Below are 17846 nucleotides of genomic sequence, written 5' to 3' on the forward strand. Positions count from 1 at the left end.
CCTATTTTAAAAATTACTCAGTAATATTTTTATCTAATTCATCTTTTAAAAATTGTCGATCTAATATTTTGGCAAAGGGATAATAAATAAAAATTCCCAAAACAATCTCAACCAGCTGTAAGGCCGATCCCCGCCAACTTCCCGTTGTTAACCAACCGGAGATTAATGGTGGTGTAGTCCAAGGTAATGTCACGCCGTTAGTATATGGCACCAAATGGGTCGTAAAAGCCATCCCTGAAATCAAAACATTAACTACTGGTGTGATCACAAACGGAATCGCAATAATTGGATTCAGAACTACCGGCAAGCCATATATCAATGGTTCCCCAATTCCAAAGATACTGGGAATGATCGTAATTTTACCAAGTTCTTTGATTCGACGCGATTTACAAACAAATAACATGACTATTAACAGTGACAAAATACTACCACCGCCACCATAAGTCGAAAAGTCCTCAATAAATTGTTCTGTATATATATGTGGCAACACCTGACCATTTTGAAATGCTTTTAGATTATCCTGTGTTAAGACAAATAATATTGGCGACCAGACACTATTGACAACCGCTGGACCATTGATTCCAAAACACCATAGGATCGAAGCAAGAAAAATATATAACAACACCGATCCTAGAGAATTCCCAACATTTTTCAATGGTGTCTGTAACATTGTATAAATAAAATTATAAGCGGTCCCTACACTAGTCAAACTAAAAATCACTCTAATTAAAAAGAAAATCAGAATCACAAAACCACTTGGTAATAAAACATCAAATGATTCGCTGACCATTTCCGGAACACCCTTAGGCATCTTAATGGTCCAATTCTGTTTCGTAGCAAAGTGAAATAATTCCACACTGATCAAAGCAGTAAACAATCCTAAAAATATCCCGTTTGGTCCCAGATAAATCGTTCTAACAGCACCAATCGTCTCATGACCGACATTCATAGTCGTTGGCGTTAAAATTAAAAAGGCCACTATGGCTACTGCAGTAGCATGTATCGCTACCAATCCTCGATTTTTTCCATAGGCATAAGAAATACCGAAACATGATAATAAACCCATGAAACTAAAAACTGAACTAGAAACTGCACTGAACCATTCAATCCACTTATGTCCAAAAACACTGATCCAAAAGTTCGTCCAACCGGGAATTGGAAAATTACCAATTAATAAAAAAATAGAAATAATAATAATCAATGGTGTAATAATTAAAAAACCATCACGTAACGATCGTAAAACGACATTATTCGCCAATCGATCCGCAATGGGAGTTAAAACTTCTTCAATTTTTTTTTGCACAAAAATACGCTCCCCTAATAAAACTACTCACTGTAAAATCCCCATAAAAAGAGTATAAGCAAGGATTTACCAACACTCAAGCAATATTTTTATAAGTGAATATTTACGGAACTTCTTGTATACATAAAATCTGTTTTTAAACCATTAAAAATCCCAAAAATATTTTACGGATTTTATTAATCATTTTATTTAAAAGTCGATTTTACCAAATGTTTTTACATCAACTAATGATATCGGATACAGAAATATATTTATGTTAAATAAATAATAAAGTAGCATCTTTTTTGACCTAATTATTATTAGTTACAGCAAAATACGAACTATTTACTATTTATTTACATAATTATTCATGTTACTCTGTAAATAATCAAATTTAAGGAAGTGTTAGATTATCACCTATCAAATCGTTTTTGAGGGAGCAATTATTTCTTCAGCAACGTTTGACAAGGCGGATTTCACACCAGAAGTTCTTACATGTGTAGACCAGTCAGGTACAATTGACCGCGTTATATCCGCTACTGATAATGATTATCAGTCAGTCAAACAAGCTGCAATAGATAGCAATATTCTTCGTAAGATTCCCAAGGATTGTTATCTATTACCAGGATTCACTGATTTACATATTCACGCACCGCAATGGCCACAGGCAGGGTTAGCTTTGGATAAACCCTTGAATGAATGGCTCAATACCTATACTTTCCCACTAGAATCTAAATTTAAAAATTTGGAATTTGCTGAAAAAGTATATCAAAACTTAGTAGCCGAACTATTAGCTAACGGAACAACGACTGGACTTTATTTTGGTTCAATCCATACTGATGCTAATCTAATTTTAGCTAAAATCTGCGGCTACCTAGGTCAACGTGCTTTCATAGGTAAAGTTGTCATGGATAATCCGGAACAAACCCCAGATTATTATCGTGATGCTTCGTCTGAAGTTGCTTTGAGTGAAACTGAAGTATTCATTCAACAGATGTTGGACTTACATCAGCAGACTGGAGCGGATATTACACCAGTCATTACTCCACGCTTTGTCCCCAGTTGTACTGAGGAAACTCTACGCGGATTAGGTCAATTAGCTCAGCAATATGATTTGCCGATTCAATCACACTGCAGTGAGAGCCTTTGGGAAGATCAGTATGCTATTGACCATTTCAAATTACGTGACGCACAGGTTCTTGATAAGTATGGACTATTAACTGACAAAGCGGTTATGGCTCACGGTACACAGTTAAGTGATACTGATTTAACTCTTTTTGAACAAAGACAAACTTCTTTGGCACATTGTCCCATTTCTAACGCTTATTTTGGAAATTCGGTTATGCGTGTCAATGAAGTCATTACTAAGAATATCAACGTCGGGCTTGGTACCGACATCTCCGGAGGATTTTCTCTTAGTATTTATCGAAATATGCAACAAGCTATCATGTCATCCCAAATGTTACAGGATTCTGGACAAAAACAGGCTCGTCTATCGGCGGCAAATGCTTTTTATCTAGCAACAATTGGTGGCGCTGATGCACTTCATATTAACTCAGGACAAATCAAAGTGGGTTTTAAAGCCGATTTGCAAATTGTTCAAGATCAATACTTCGCTGTCTCTTCAAATGAACCACAAGAAATATTTGAAAGACTTGTTTATCACACAAACAAAGAAAATATCAAGCAAGTTTATGTATCAGGAAAATTAGTACATAACAACTTAGGAGAAAATAATGGAAAATAAGAATAAGAGTAGTTTATTAGTTGGTCCTGACGATAAAATCGGCATGGGTGAAGCCGGATTTTTAGGCTTACAACATGTCTTAGCAATGGATATCTATGTTCCACCGATCATCTTAGCAAGTATGATGGCAATGGATTTAGGCGATCAAATGGGGTTATTACAATCAACCTTCTTGGCCGCAGGTATCGGTACGATCCTTCAAACCTTTGTTTTTATGAAGATGCCCGTTTCTCAAGGTCCTTCCTTTGTTCCACTTGGTGCTGCTGCTGGGGTTGTTCTAGCCTCAGGTGGTATTAAGGGCAGTGGTATGGGAACCTTAATTGGCGCTTTATTGATTGGTTCTATTATTCTAATTATTCTTGGTGCGACCGGTATTTTCCAAAAGATCATCAACCGCTTAGTACCTGCTCTCGTCGGTGGGACGATTATTACTTGCGTTGGCTTGTCACTGATTCCGACCGCCTTAAATAGTAATATTTTCAATGCTCCTGGTAAAATTGACAACAATATTATTTTAGCCTCAATTACCGCTTTAACCCTGTTAGTTTCCGTCGGGATCAGTTTAAAATTTCCTTCTGTTCGCAGATTTTTCAGAACTAGTTCAATTATTTTAGCTTTAGGTGTTGGAACCATTGTTTCAACCATGATGGGGCTCTTCAATTGGAAAGAAGTTGCAGATGCTGCCTGGTTTGGTTTCCCACAACGAACTATTTTACACTGGGGTATCAATTTCAGCCCTTCAGCAATTATTACCTTTATTATCATCTACGCGGTTATAACTACAGAAACCACTGGTACTTGGTTCGCTATGGGTGCCGTTACTAACCATGAAATCACAGCTAAACAATGGAATCGCGGTATTATCGGTGAAGGTTTGAGTTGTATGGTCGCTGCCTTACTTGGAACAACACCAGTAACTGGTTATTCAACTAATGCCGGAGTTATTTCCATCACTGGAGTGGCTAGTAAACGGGTCTTCTTATTTGCCGGAATTTGGTTCTCAGTTCTAGGATTTTTCAGTAAATTATCTGCTTTCTTGGCTGCTATTCCTGCACCTGTTATCGGTGGAGTCTTTGCTATTATTACTGTTACAATCATGCTCAACGGTTTAAATGTTATCCGTGGTCTTGAGACAACTGATCGTGACCTGTATATTATTGGTATTCCTATCGTCCTAACCCTAGCCTTGGTTCTCTTACCTGCTAGTGTTACTAAAGATGCTCCACAAATTCTTCAATACTTACTTGGTTCTCCAATTGCAGTTGCTGCCATCGCCGCGATTATTCTGAATCTAGTAATGCCAAAAAGTAAACCAGAAGTTAGAAAAATAAAAGCTGCTTAATAATAAATACCCTACAATTCGAAATGCGAATGTGGGGTATTTTATTTAGATGTAATTTGCATTCGACCATTTTTCTTGGAACTATATAGATTGTCGTCCACACGACCATAAAAATCGTTAGGTTCATTATCCTGTTCCGATATAACTGACACTCCCACTGAAATTGAAATGATTATCTTTTTATCACCAATATCCATTTTGGAATGATTAACAGCCATAAATATCTCTTGAGCAATTCTTTCAGTGGCCTCCAAATCATAACCTGGGAATAGAATATTAAATTCCTCTCCTCCGGTACGATAAAATTTAATTTTGGGATTGTTGGCATCAATCACTGTCTGAACAATATCTGCCACCTGTTGCAAAATCTTATCACCAGCTAAATGACCATATGTATCATTTATTTCTTTAAAATGATCGATATCAAACATCATCATCGACAACAATAATTTATTTTTTTGGCTCTCATCAAACATATATTTAATTTCTGAAACATAGGCCGCATAGTTTTCCGTTTTAGTCAGGGCATCATGATTGGCAAATTCTAACAAACGTAGTTTCAATTCACTATCCCGCAGAATCATTGTGACATAACTATATAATAATATTTGAAAAATAATCAGATAAGACCATTCTTCTAAATAAGTCGACATCGCAAAATTAAACTTAATTTTCATAAATAACCACAATACCGATCCAAAAACAATGCCAGTTAAAATATAATAAACAAAAGGATGACTCTTTTGATGTCGACGCAAGTAATTCAATGAGATATAGAACAACATCAAAACAGCCCCATGTGCCCATGACTCCCAGTAACCCAGCGAACTGTCAAAAATCATGTATAAAATTAAAACTGGGATGAAATAATAATATGGCACTCTTATATTCAAAAAATAAGCACAAAATATTACAGCCATTAATTGAAAGTTCATAAATTGCCAAGAAATTGAAGTCCCGGCAACCGTCGATTGCATGCCGAAAACAAAAATAAGCATATAAATGACACCGAACCAAGAATTAACTAAATCAACGTCAACATTAATATTTTTTGCCTGTAAGATAGTTTTTAAAGCGTCATACAAAACCTCATACAACGTAAAGATACCTAAGATAAAAAAGATACTAGTAATAAACGGCGATAATTGCCAAACATTCCATGTCAATTAAATATTGTGCCTCCATAAATATATTTATTTAAAACAATCGCCTATAAGGATACTATAATATTCAATCATTATCAGCTGAATTCAAAGAAATTCCCATTATTCCTACTATTTGAGGAATAATGGGAATTTTTAATTTACTGTAATTTGCATCCGACCGTTTTCCTTCGAATGATACAAATTATTATCTACTCGCTTATAAAGATCATTGGGAACTTCATCTTTTTTCGAAATCTGAGATACACCCATTGAAATGGAAATTTTAATATGTTTATCTCCAATAACTATATCCAAGTGATTTATTGCCGAGAATATTTCATTGACAATCAATTCAGTCGACTTCAAGTCATAGCCGGGAAACAAGACATTAAACTCTTCTCCTCCAGTACGATAAAATTTCACTTTTGGATCATTTGCCGCAATAATAGTCTGAACTACTTCGGCCACTTGTTGCAAAACTTTATCTCCTGCCAGATGTCCATAAGTATCATTCACCTGTTTAAAATGATCGATATCAAACATCATCATCGACATATTTAAGCGGTTATGAGTACTAGCTGAAAACAAATATTTCATTTCTGAGGTATAAGCCGCATAATTTTCAATTTTGGTCAAAGCATCATGATTGGCAAAATCCAACAAATGTAGCTTTATTTCACTATCACGTAAAATCATTGTGACATAACTGTAGAGTAAAATTTCGAAAATAATTAAATAAAACCATTCCTGAAAAAAGGTACTCCAAGTTAGGGAAAACTTGAGTTTTACAAAAAACCACATTAAAGATCCAAAAAAGGTTCCAGCCAAAATATAGTTGATAAACGGATGATTATTCGTTTCATGTCGACGAAGATAGTTCATCGTCCAATAAGCTGACATCAAACTAAAAGCATGACACCACGATTGCCAATAACCGATCGAATCATTAAATACCATATAAACCAAAACAATTGGCACAAAGAAATAATACGGTAAACGTATATTTAAAAAGTAAGCACAGAAAACTAAAGCAATGATTTGAAAGTTCATAAACTCCCAGGATATCGACCTACCTACCAATGATGCCTGCATACTAAAGATAAAGACCAACATATAAAGAACGCCAAACCAGGAATTAAAAACATTATCACTCAAATTGATCTTTTTAATATGTAAGAGCGACTTGATCCAATCATATAAAACTTGATATAGGGTAAAGACACCTAAAATAAAAAAGATACTAGTAATAAATGGTGACACGTGCCAAACATACCATGTCAAAAGGTATTGGCCTCCTTAGTTAAATTGATTTTTATAAAAGCATATGTTTATCCTACAATAAAAAATGACATATTTCATCAATATTAATTAATTTATTTAATCTTTTTATATACCATTTTATATAAAAAAGACATTCAGCATATTACTGAATGTCTTCGACAAGATATTAGAAGTAATCAATTAATTGTGGTTTCTCGTGGACAAAAACTTCATCTAAAGCTTTTATCTTGCCTAAATCACCTTGAATAAATCCATATTTAGCCAATGAATTTAAACTACGATAACCAAACATTGCTTTGGTTAGGGATTGGATGCTTACTTCAAAATCATCTTTTTTGTCATCAGCAATCTTCAAATCAACAATTCCATCATTAATTGAGAGTTCCCAAGTATGATTATTCCATTCCAAGGTATCATCTACTTTGAAATAAATTTTAGCTAAATTCATCTTCTTAATTGGATAACGTTTGAGGAAATCTTCTAAGTTAACGATTCGAGCCATCATATAAGGTGTAACCTCTAATTTTGCTGAATAAGGATCAATTAGCAGGTCCGCCTTAAAGTCTGGATCTGGTGATTCATAACTAAAGCGTTGAAAGATCGATTGATGCTTAGTTACAAATTTTAATAATAACTTCCTACTCAAAGGATTCAGATTGAACCATTCATGAATATTAAAAGTTTCATTTTCATCATAATAAATCAAATAACCAATCAATACATCGTTATCATCATAAGCTAAGGCTATTTGGTAATCCTGGTGTTTGTCTAACATATGATCCCACCACCAAGTAGCGCGGACCACCCCGCCACGATGATTGTTTTCAAAATACATCGTCTTAACAGCTTCCGGAAGATCTTTTATAGCAAAACGTTCAACATGTCCTTGATCACTATTCTTTACACGTGGCAATTGGGTATTTTCCATCGTGATCTTTGTATGATCAAATACTTGTTCATAACCAAATTGACGGTAATATCCAAATGAGAACGGTGCTAAGTATGACAAAGTAACGTTGTTTTGATACATATCAGTCAAGGCAGCCTTCATTAGAGAGCTGGCTCCGCCACGACCGCCAAATTCTGGGGCACTCATAACATCCCCAATTCCGTTCATCTTAAATCCAACACCATGAAAATTAATATCAAACGGAATACTGAACAAACCGCTACCTAATTTTTGACCATTCATAATTCCATAGACTAATGAATGATCAAAACGTTCTTTAAAAACATCTTTTCGATGTTGGGAATCATCACGATTAAATGAATATAAATAAAGATCATAAAATTCATTAAACTTATCTTTGCTGATTAAATATTTATTCATATTTTCCTCCCTATAAAAAAATACTATTCAATTGAGAATAGTATTTCTTTTATTATTCAGTTAATTTAAAACTACTCCAAGGTTTGATGTAACTTAACAAGAAAGCCTCATTAGAATTCAAGTGTCCCACAACATTACGACGACCATCATTCTTAATATCACGGAGTGCAATTTGAGTTTCACCTTTGTATTGACCATAGGTCTCATTGACAATGATGATATCACCACGTTTGATGTCCACCGTGTCATGTGCTGGGAAGTTTCCATCCTTGTAATCAACACGTGTCATCGTACTACGTAGCAAGTAATCAGATGCATCACCACGATAGATATGAGTGGATTTTAAAATAACTTCTTTTTCAAGGTCAGTAATGTTCGAAGAGAAATCAACCTTCAAGGCTGGATATGAAGCATAGAATGCTTCAGCGGCTTCTTGCAACTCTTCATCAGATGCGAAGGCATTACCAATAATTACATCATCGATCACACCACTTAATAGTAAATGCTTCACTTGTGTAGCGATTGGTAGATCACGATCATCCTCTAGAGTTGGTAGACCATCTTGAACAGGCCAAGGACCAAATGTTGCATTGTGTGAGCTGACAAAGGCAGCTGAATGAATATTACGATTCCTGAAGAAAGTCGACCATTTAATGAAGAAGTCCTCACCTAATCCAGTATATCTTTGAGGATAAAAGTTATGACAACCAAGTAGATTGTTCGTATCAGGATGATAAGAAATAATATTGTCTAAGTAGTGTGTACCTGAGCTCATATTGATCTCAATCTTTAATCCATAAGGATTACGAGTCATCTTAGCTTCTTCCATCCCAGAGAAACCTTCATCAAGTCTGACTCCAGCGGCTCCAAGATCATGGAAGAATGATAAATCATCATAACTAATATCAAGAGCAGCGAACAAACTAGGATTCATATCAACAATCGTAACAAAACCAAGCTTATTTCCATAGGCAATCGTTTCTTTAAAACGATTAATGGTTTTATCCTTATCATCACCCAACTCAAGTAGGGATGCAAAGATCCGTGAATAACCCAATTTACTGGCAGTATCAAGATACTTTTTATCTTCATCCAAAGTTGAATGCTCTGGATATAGTGATAGTCCAAGTCTTCTCAAAACATGACCTCCGAAAAATTATTAATTTTTATTTAGCAGTTTTTGTAGTATTCAATTCAAGTTCTTCAGCTAACTTCTCTTTATCCATTGACTTGAAGAAGTAGAAGTACATCAAAGTATCAAGTACGATATTGATAATTTGTAGTACAGAACCTGAGATATGACCAGTAGCGATAAATCCTGATAGGATTGGTGGAGTTGTCCAAGGGATGTAAACACCCATTGGTCTAGCAACCCAGCCAAGGGCCATTGATGTATATGTAGTTGTTACGTTAATAAGAGGTGTCAAGATAAATGGAATGGCCATCTTATAGTTCATAACAATAGGTAGACCGAAGACGATAGGTTCGTTGATGTTAAATAGTGCAGGTCCAGCAACAAGTTTACCTAATGTCTTTAATTCCTTACTCTTAGCGGCAAAGGCTAACAACATAGCCAAACCGATTGTGGCACCAGATCCACCCATGTGGACGAAGTTATCAAAGAATGATGTTGTAACGATGTTTGGTAGAGCCTTACCAGCGGCAAAAGCTGCGTGGTTTTGGTTCAAGGCTGTTAACCAGATAGGCATCATAACACCAGAAACGACGTTAGCACCGTGAATACCGAATAACCATAGGAATGAAACAAGGAATTCAGCAACTAGAGCACCAGGCAATGTGTTACTCAAGTGACCAAGTGGTGTTGCCAAGAAGAATGAAATGATATTTGGAATACTTTGCATAGGTGTTGCTTCAACACCGATACGAATTACCCAAACAAGAGCTAAAACAATGAAACCTGGGAACAAAGCAGCAAATGAGTTACTTACTGCAGGTGGTACTGTATCAGGCATTTTGATTGTCCAGTTCTTGTGAACCATCCAGACATAAAAGTCAGTAATGAATAAACCAACAATAATAGCTGTAAATAAACCAGCTGAATCAAGTTGTGTCAATGGTAGCCACAAAGCGCCAGCTTTATCTGTCTTCAATGGAATAGTAAGGATAAAAGCACCTAATGAAACAATTGAAGCAGAAATTGGATCAACCTTATAACTCTTAGCCAAGTTATAAGAAATACCGATAACAGCAATCAATCCCATGATGTGGAATGATGCGTTAGTTGGATATTGTAAAACAGTTGCCCAGTTCTTACCAAAGATACTAGCCATAAAGTCTAGATAAGCTTGAATAGGAAATTGTGCGATAATCATGAACAATGAACCAATGATGATCATTGGAACAGCTAATGTCATACCATCACGCAATGCAATCAAATGACGAGAAGAAGCAAGTTTACCAGCAAGAGGAATAATCTTATCTTGGATAAAACCGCTAGAATTCTTTTCAGCCATATGCGAAACCCCCTCAAATATAATTTGTTACTCAGCAGAAACACTGTTATCCGCTTACAAGAACTATTGTAACCCTTTTCATTAGGATATGTGTACTTTTATAAGCAAAATAATAAGTTATTATCTAAAAAACATGTTACTAATCTGTAACATGTTCCGTAAAACGATTATCAATTTGGTCTACCATCTTATGATAAGCACAATTCGAAATCTGTTCTAAGGTATACACGATCGGCACTTGGGTCGTAACATTGATATGGCCCTTACGGTTTTGCGGCGTATCATAAGAAATCGAGAAATCTGTTACCTGATTTAAAACAGAATATGAATTAGCCGTCAAAGCAATCGTCTCGGCCCCATTCTTCTTATAATAACGAGCTTGTTCCAACACCTGATCAGTTTCACCTGAGATTGAGACCAGAATCAATAAGGTCTTTGAGAAATCACGGTCTGAAAATGGTTCTGGTTGAAAGGGATCAATAATTGGTAGTGAATAGATACCATAGCTAGACAACATACTAGCCCCATATTGAGCGATTCTACCGCTGTTACCCACTCCAAAGAACAATACTAGATCGGCAGCATTGATCATATCGGCAGCCTGATTGATCTTATTGTCAAACGGTTCCTCGTCGGCTACCAATTGAAAGAAGTTCTTGATTGGTTCCATACTAGGATCTTGTTGGGCCTTTACTGGCTGTTTTAAGCTCTGTTTTAAGGCAAATTTAAATTCCGAAAAACCACTGTAATCCATTTTCTTTAAGAATCTCAAGATAGTCGTTGTCGAGACATGAGCAGCGTCAGCCATTTCACGAATAGTCATATTTTGAACTTCTTTAGTGTGACCGATGATGTATTTATAAACAATCAGCTCCAAACGATTGAGTTCATGTACCTTTTGATATGGAAACATATTTTTACCTCCCCTATAATTGGTCTATATCATTTTTAGCGAATATAATTTTATCATATATGTAACAAATTACATAATCTATAAAACAAATAGGCTCAGACAAAAAATCAACTTTTGTCCCAGCCTATTTTTAATTGATTCAGTCTAATTGTGATCCGTTTGAGCGGATTACTTTTTGATACCAGTAGAATGAATCCTTCTTTGAACGTTTAAGTGTTCCGTTACCTTCATCGTCTTTATCAACATAGATAAAGCCATAACGTTTGGACATTTGTCCCGTTCCAGCAGAAACTAAATCGATACAGCCCCAAGGTGTATAACCTAAAAGATCTACACCATCTTCATTAACTGCCGTAATCATTTGTTGAACATGAGCACGGAGATAATCAACACGATAATCATCATGGACACTGCCATCTGTTTCAACCTTGTCATAGGCACCGAAACCATTTTCAACGATCATAACTGGCTTGTGATAATGTTCTGTCAACCAGTTCATTGAATAACGTAAGCCAATAGGATCAACGGGCCAGCCCCAATCATTATATTTAAGATTAGGATTCTTAACTGTTTCACGATCACCAACAAATTTGAATTCAGGATTATCATCACTGTATTTAACAGTCATAGAGTTATAGTAACTGAATCCTACATAATCAACAGTTCCCTCGCGTAAAACAACCCGATCCTCTTCAGTAATATCTGGTCTAAAATCATGATTCTTAAAGTATGCTTCCATACCAACTGGATATTCACCAAGAGCTTGCACATCAGCCCACCAGTAACGTCTTTGCATAGCCTTTTCGGCTAACAAAATATCACGAGGATCTGATGAAGCTGGATATACAGGTGTGAAGTTGACCATATTACCAATTTCAAAGTCAGGATTGATCTTGTGACCAATCTTAACTGCTAAAGCACTAGCAACAACTTCATAGTGTGAAGCCTGATACATCAAAGCTTCACGTTCTGTTTCTGATTCGTTATCTCTAAAAATCAAGCCAGAATCAGTTGAGATTGAAAAGTCATTCGTAAAGGTTACTTGATTGTTGATCTCGTTGAAAGTCATCCAATACTTAACTTTGTTTTCGTAACGTTTGAAACAAACAGTTGCAAATTTAACAAAGAAGTCAATGACCTTACGATTGCGCCAGCCACCGTATTCTTCAATTAAATGATATGGCATTTCAAAATGTGACAACGTAATTACAGGTTCGATACCATATTTCAAACATTCGTCAAACATATCATCATAAAATTTCAAACCAGCTTCGTTAGGTTCTTCTTCATCACCATTAGGAAAAATTCTTGTCCAGGCAATAGAAGTTCTAAAACACTTGAAGCCCATTTCAGCAAATAATTTAATATCACCTTTATATTGGTGATAAAAATCAATTGCTTCATGATTAGGATAATTTTTACCGGCAACAATACCGTCAGTAATTTCACGATTCTTTTGATAAGCACCAGCAGTCATAATATCTGATACACTGACACCCTTGCCGTCTACATTCCAAGCACCCTCAAGTTGGTTGGCCGCAACAGCGCCTCCCCATAGGAAGTCTTTTCTTAAACCACTTTTTGTTGTTTCAGTCATATAAAAATCTCTCTTCCACTTATATATGTCTTATTGTTCTAAGTCTTTACCATTTGAGGCAATAACTTTTTTATACCAATTAAATGAATCCTTCTTGGAACGTTTTAATGTTCCATTGCCTTCGTCATCTTGGTCAACATAAATCATACCGTAACGTTTCTTCATTTCACCGGTACTTGCTGAGATCAAATCAATATGACCCCAAGGTGTGTAACCGATCAATTGAACTCCGTCTTCTTTAACAGCCTTTTCCATTTCCAAAATATGATCATGGAAATATGAAATACGGTATGGATCATGGATACTACCATCAGCTTCAACCTTATCGTAAGCGCCAAAACCATTTTCAACGATGAATAGTGGTTTGTGCCAGCGAGTTGTCATCCAGTTCATTGAATAGCGAAGTCCAACTGGGTCAATTTGCCAACCCCAGTCTGATTTCTCAACGTAAGGATTAGAAACAAGATCTTCATGTTCATCATAGTCAAAATGAGTTTCCCCATCATGGGCCTTAGTTGTAAATGACATATAGTAACTGAAACCAACATAATCAACTGTTCCAGCTTTCAAAGTAGCTAAATCAGCAGCAGTAATATCAAGGTTATAACCCTTACGGTCGAAATACTTTTCGATCCATTCAGGATAGAAGCCAAGTGCTTGTACGTCACCAAAGTAGTAACGATATTGCATGGCACGTTCAGCCTTCATGATATCAGCGGGTTTAGAAGTTAATGGGTAAATAGGGCACATAGCGATCATTGAACCGACCTGCATTTCAGGGTCAATCTTGTGGGCCATTTGAACTGCCCGTGCACTGGCAACAAATTCATAATGTGCAGCTTGGAACATTTCTTTTTCCCAGTTATCATCTTTGCCTAATTGCAAACCTGAATTTTGTAACAACGGATGTGGATCACGCCAATCAGCTTGGTTATTGATTTCATTGAAGGTCATCCAATACTTAACTTTACCCTTATAACGTTTGAAACAAACCTCAGCAAAATGATCGAAAAATTCAATCATCTTACGATTGCTCCAACCACCATATTCCTTAACTAAGTGATATGGCATTTCGAAATGTGACAACGTAATTACTGGTTCAATTCCATATTTGAGACATTCATCAAACATATCATCATAGAATTTCAAACCAGCTTCGTTAGGTTCAGTCTCATCGCCATTAGGAAAAATTCTTGTCCAGGCAATTGAGGTTCTGAAACATTTCAAGCCTAATTCAGCAAACAATTTAATATCTTCAGGATATTTGTGATAGAAGTCATTACCCCAATGATTAGGATAAATTTCTCCATCCTTGACACCATCTGTAACTTTACGCGCAACGCCCTTAGCACCGGCAGTCATGACATCAGCAATACTTACACCTTTGCCGTCTTCATTCCAGCCACCCTCTAATTGATGAGCTGCGACAGCGCCACCCCAAAGGAAACCTTTGGGCATTTGAATTCCTTCACTCATTGAGATTTATTCTCCTTCTTTATCAAGTCTCTTATATAGATCAACAATTTCACCAGCAAGATCTCTGAATGTAATAGCATTCATGATGTGATCTTGTGAGTGGACCATTAGCAATGTAACTTTAGCATGATCACCGTTTGCTTCTTTAGTTAACATACCTGTTTGTGAGTTATGAGCATCAACTAAAAATTTGTCGGCTTCCTTTAATTTTTGATCAGCAACTGTAAAGTGACCTTTTTTAGCAGCAGCGATAGCTTCAAAAGCTGAACTCTTAGCGTTACCCCCGTTAATGATCAATCCCATAATTGTTTCTAATTGTACGTCGTGTTCTTCTTCAGCCATCTTAATTTCTCCTCAATTTTAAAGCGCTTACTTGCTTTTTAAATAACGAAAGGGGTGCTAATTTGCGCCCCTTTTGTTAGTTTTTTATTAAATAATAATGATTAACCGATTAATTTAATGGCTTCTTGTAGAACCTTTTCACCATTCATCATACCGTAATCTTGCATGTTGATTACTTCAACAGGAATACTCAACTTGCCTTTGAATTGACCCTCAAGATATCTAACTTGAGGTCCAAGCATTAATACATCAGGATGTTTTTCTTCTAGTTTTGCATCTGCATCTGCAGCAGCAGTAGCAAAGATTTCTGCGTCAATGCCATCACTTTCAGCAGCCTTTTGCATTTTTGATACTAGTAAACTTGTTGACATACCTGCAGCACAACATAACATAATTGTCTTTTCAGCCATAATCGAATACCCCTCTTGATTTAAAATTATTTATTTGTTTTTTGTTTAAAACGTTTACTAAAAACGCTTTCATAGAACAATTAGATTGTATAACGACTTCCAAATTTTATCAAGATGTTTTTAACAAAAAACAAATATTAATAACATTTTCCCTCATAATTTCTAATTTTTAGTTATTTGTTACTAATATCAAAAAAAGTCAAAAAAAAGAAGCCTGCAAATAATTTGCACCTTCTAATCTAAATCTTTGTCCAAAACCTGCTGAATCATCTTAGCTACACCATCTTTATTATTAGTGGTGGTAACTCTCCAGGCGACATCCTTAACACTATCAATAGCATTTTCCATGGCCACACCGTAACCAACCTCTTTGATCATGTCAAGGTCATTACCATAATCACCAAAACACATAAAATTAGTCATTGGAATTTTTTCATAAGCTGAAATTTTTTGCAAAGCCGACAGCTTAGTAACATCCTGCCCATTGATTTCAAAATAATAACTACCAGAACGACTGATAGTCACCGGTAATGCCGTTAATGACTCCAAACGTTTTTGTAATTCTTGCAATTTATCTGGTGAACAACTGAAACAAACCTTATAAACATCAAAACTATCCTTATTATTCAGTTTGACCAAATCACTAATCGATTGAGCCTTAATATGATGTCGACTCATACCTTCAAAATAAGTTGTCCAACTATGATTGGGATCAAATATATGTACATCGTTTAATCCATCTAAAACCACTTTAAATTTGTCGAATTCTGTTCGTTTCAAGATTTCCTCGACAATTTTATGATCAAGTGGCCGATCGATGATTCGTTTCCCCTGAGGATCAACCACTACAGCACCATTCAAAACTACACGATATCCTGGTATTTTTAAATCATTTTCAAAAAATTTATTAACTGAATGTAACGTTCTCCCCGAACAGATTGCAAAAGTCATTCCGGAATTGACTGCATTGCGAATCGCTTGGGTGTTTTTTGAAGATATTTTGCTGTAACTATTCAACAACGTTCCGTCTAAGTCAGTTCCTATAAACTCAATCATTAATAAAGTAACCCCTTACATGAATCCGATTTACATTTATCATACGACACTGTTCTAAAAAAAAGAAGTCCCTTTCGCAATTAGTCAGCGACAAGGACTTTATTTAAGTCAGCAATAAATCCTGGATACGATGTATCAATAGCTTCAATATTCTTAATTTTAAAGGGTTGATCCGTCAAAATGGATGCAATACAAAGCATCATCGCAATCCGATGATCATTATGACTATCAACTGTATCTTTGACCGTAATTTTTTGATCACCATCAATTACAATCGAATCATCATTGACCTGCATCACAATCCCTAACTTAGCCAACTCGACACGCATATTTCGAATGCGATCACTTAATTGTAGATGAACATCATGAACACCCTCAATTATAGTCTGACCACTAGCCTGAGATGCCATAAGGGCAATCAAAGGTATTTCGTCAATAATAAATTGAACCTGCTTAGAAGTGATCTTAGTTCCATGTAACTGCTGGGATTTGATGATCAAGTCACCAAATGGTTCAACACTTTTAACGGAACGATTATCAACGTAAATATTAGCTCCCATTTGCTTGGCCACATTTAATAGACCGATCCGGGTTGAATTCAAGCCTACTTTTGGTAAGACCAATTTACTACCCTTAGTTAACAAAGCACCCGCAATGTAAAAGGCTGCCGACGAAAAATCACCTGGAATAGTTAAATTTTGTCCAGTTAATTTACTGTGTCCAGGATGGACTACAATAAGATCCGGTTTGATTGTCACATCTGCGCCAAAATAATTTGCCAAAACTTCGGTATGATTTCTTGTTGGTAATTTGCGAATAATTGTTGTGTCAGTTTTAGCATAAATCCCCGCCAAAACTAAGCTACTCTTGATCTGGGCACTTGATATATCTTGGTGATAGACGATTCCCTGTAAATCACTACTACCAGTAACTTTCATTGGCAAGAATTGTTCTGTCAATGATTGATAATTAGCTCCCATACCACTTAAGAGCTTTACTAATCGATCACTCGGACGTTTACTCAAATAATTTCCACCAATAACTTCATATTGATTGGTACTACTTGCCAAAACACCCAACAATAAGCTCTCTAATGTCCCAACATTAGCAACATCGAGTGGATGATCTAATTCTTGTAATTGATGATCGACACCTTTGATAATCATATCTTTATTACTAATCTCAGTATGAATTTTTGCGCCTAATTCTTTAAAGACCTTAGCAGTAACTGCTAGATCATCAGCGTAAGTGAAATTACTGATCTGTGTGACTCCATCAGCCAAAGCACCCAATGCTATAGCCCGATGAGCAATACTTTTATCCCCGGGAACATTGATCTCACCCTGAAATTTAAATTTATGTGGTTGCGTATTATAATCAAACATTGTTATTACACCTCAAATATATTAATAAACTGTTCATTTATAATTTTATAAATATGTTCTAATTGT

15 protein-coding genes are annotated in these 17846 nt (G+C 35.8%); 2 read left to right on the top strand and 13 right to left on the bottom strand.

Going from position 1 to position 17846, the window contains the following annotated elements:
* Positions 1-13 precede the first annotated feature (13 nt).
* Positions 14-1303, bottom strand: coding sequence for a PTS sugar transporter subunit IIC (locus IV57_RS03205; RefSeq protein WP_057880055.1), 1290 nt, complete (start codon positions 1301-1303; stop codon positions 14-16).
* 388 nt (positions 1304-1691) lie between these two features.
* Between IV57_RS03205 and guaD the strand changes: the two genes are divergently transcribed.
* Complete coding sequence (gene guaD, locus IV57_RS03210) at positions 1692-3029, top strand: guanine deaminase (RefSeq protein ID WP_057880056.1); 1338 nt, start codon at positions 1692-1694, stop codon at positions 3027-3029.
* On the top strand, positions 3019-4371 hold the full coding sequence (locus IV57_RS03215) for a uracil-xanthine permease family protein (protein ID WP_057880057.1): 1353 nt from the start codon (positions 3019-3021) through the stop codon (positions 4369-4371). Before guaD ends, IV57_RS03215 begins: the two co-directional genes overlap by 11 nt.
* Before the next feature lie 41 nt (positions 4372-4412).
* Here IV57_RS03215 and IV57_RS03220 read toward each other — a convergent pair whose 3' ends face one another.
* The 12 genes from IV57_RS03220 to aroA all read right to left on the bottom strand — a co-directional run bounded on the left by IV57_RS03220 (position 4413) and on the right by aroA (position 17780).
* Entirely contained in the window at positions 4413-5537 is a 1125-nt protein-coding gene (locus IV57_RS03220) for a GGDEF domain-containing protein (protein WP_057880058.1), read from the bottom strand.
* Between the two features lie 132 nt (positions 5538-5669).
* Entirely contained in the window at positions 5670-6797 is a 1128-nt protein-coding gene (locus IV57_RS03225) for a GGDEF domain-containing protein (RefSeq protein ID WP_057880059.1), read from the bottom strand.
* 166 nt (positions 6798-6963) lie between these two features.
* The gene (locus IV57_RS03230) at positions 6964-8127 is read right to left on the bottom strand and encodes a GNAT family N-acetyltransferase (RefSeq protein ID WP_057880060.1); all 1164 of its coding nucleotides are present in this window, start codon (positions 8125-8127) and stop codon (positions 6964-6966) included.
* Between the two features lie 52 nt (positions 8128-8179).
* A complete protein-coding gene (locus IV57_RS03235; RefSeq protein WP_057880061.1) occupies positions 8180-9265 on the bottom strand; it encodes a DUF871 domain-containing protein in 1086 nt (361 codons plus the stop codon).
* 28 nt (positions 9266-9293) lie between these two features.
* Positions 9294-10601 (bottom strand): PTS cellobiose transporter subunit IIC, encoded by a 1308-nt coding sequence (gene celB, locus IV57_RS03240; RefSeq protein WP_057880062.1) that lies wholly within the window; start codon positions 10599-10601, stop codon positions 9294-9296.
* Positions 10602-10740: 139 nt separating this feature from the next.
* Positions 10741-11514, bottom strand: a complete 774-nt coding sequence (locus tag IV57_RS03245; protein WP_057880063.1) for a MurR/RpiR family transcriptional regulator — start codon at positions 11512-11514, stop codon at positions 10741-10743.
* A 139-nt stretch (positions 11515-11653) separates the two neighbouring features.
* Positions 11654-13111 (bottom strand): 6-phospho-beta-glucosidase, encoded by a 1458-nt coding sequence (locus IV57_RS03250; protein WP_057880064.1) that lies wholly within the window; start codon positions 13109-13111, stop codon positions 11654-11656.
* A 30-nt stretch (positions 13112-13141) separates the two neighbouring features.
* Positions 13142-14587 (bottom strand): 6-phospho-beta-glucosidase, encoded by a 1446-nt coding sequence (locus tag IV57_RS03255; RefSeq protein WP_057880065.1) that lies wholly within the window; start codon positions 14585-14587, stop codon positions 13142-13144.
* A 6-nt stretch (positions 14588-14593) separates the two neighbouring features.
* Positions 14594-14929 carry a PTS lactose/cellobiose transporter subunit IIA gene (locus IV57_RS03260; RefSeq protein WP_057880066.1) on the bottom strand — a complete coding sequence of 112 codons (336 nt, stop codon included), beginning with the start codon at positions 14927-14929 and terminating at the stop codon, positions 14594-14596.
* Between the two features lie 101 nt (positions 14930-15030).
* Positions 15031-15339, bottom strand: a complete 309-nt coding sequence (locus IV57_RS03265) for a PTS sugar transporter subunit IIB (RefSeq protein ID WP_057880067.1) — start codon at positions 15337-15339, stop codon at positions 15031-15033.
* Between the two features lie 234 nt (positions 15340-15573).
* Entirely contained in the window at positions 15574-16395 is an 822-nt protein-coding gene (locus tag IV57_RS12945) for a Cof-type HAD-IIB family hydrolase (protein WP_083488876.1), read from the bottom strand.
* A gap of 80 nt (positions 16396-16475) precedes the next feature.
* The gene (gene aroA / locus IV57_RS03275; protein ID WP_057880068.1) at positions 16476-17780 is read right to left on the bottom strand and encodes a 3-phosphoshikimate 1-carboxyvinyltransferase; all 1305 of its coding nucleotides are present in this window, start codon (positions 17778-17780) and stop codon (positions 16476-16478) included.
* Positions 17781-17846: the final 66 nt, after the last annotated feature.

Source organism: Companilactobacillus kimchiensis (assembly GCF_001438805.1).
Classification (GTDB): Bacteria; Bacillota; Bacilli; order Lactobacillales; family Lactobacillaceae; genus Companilactobacillus; species Companilactobacillus kimchiensis.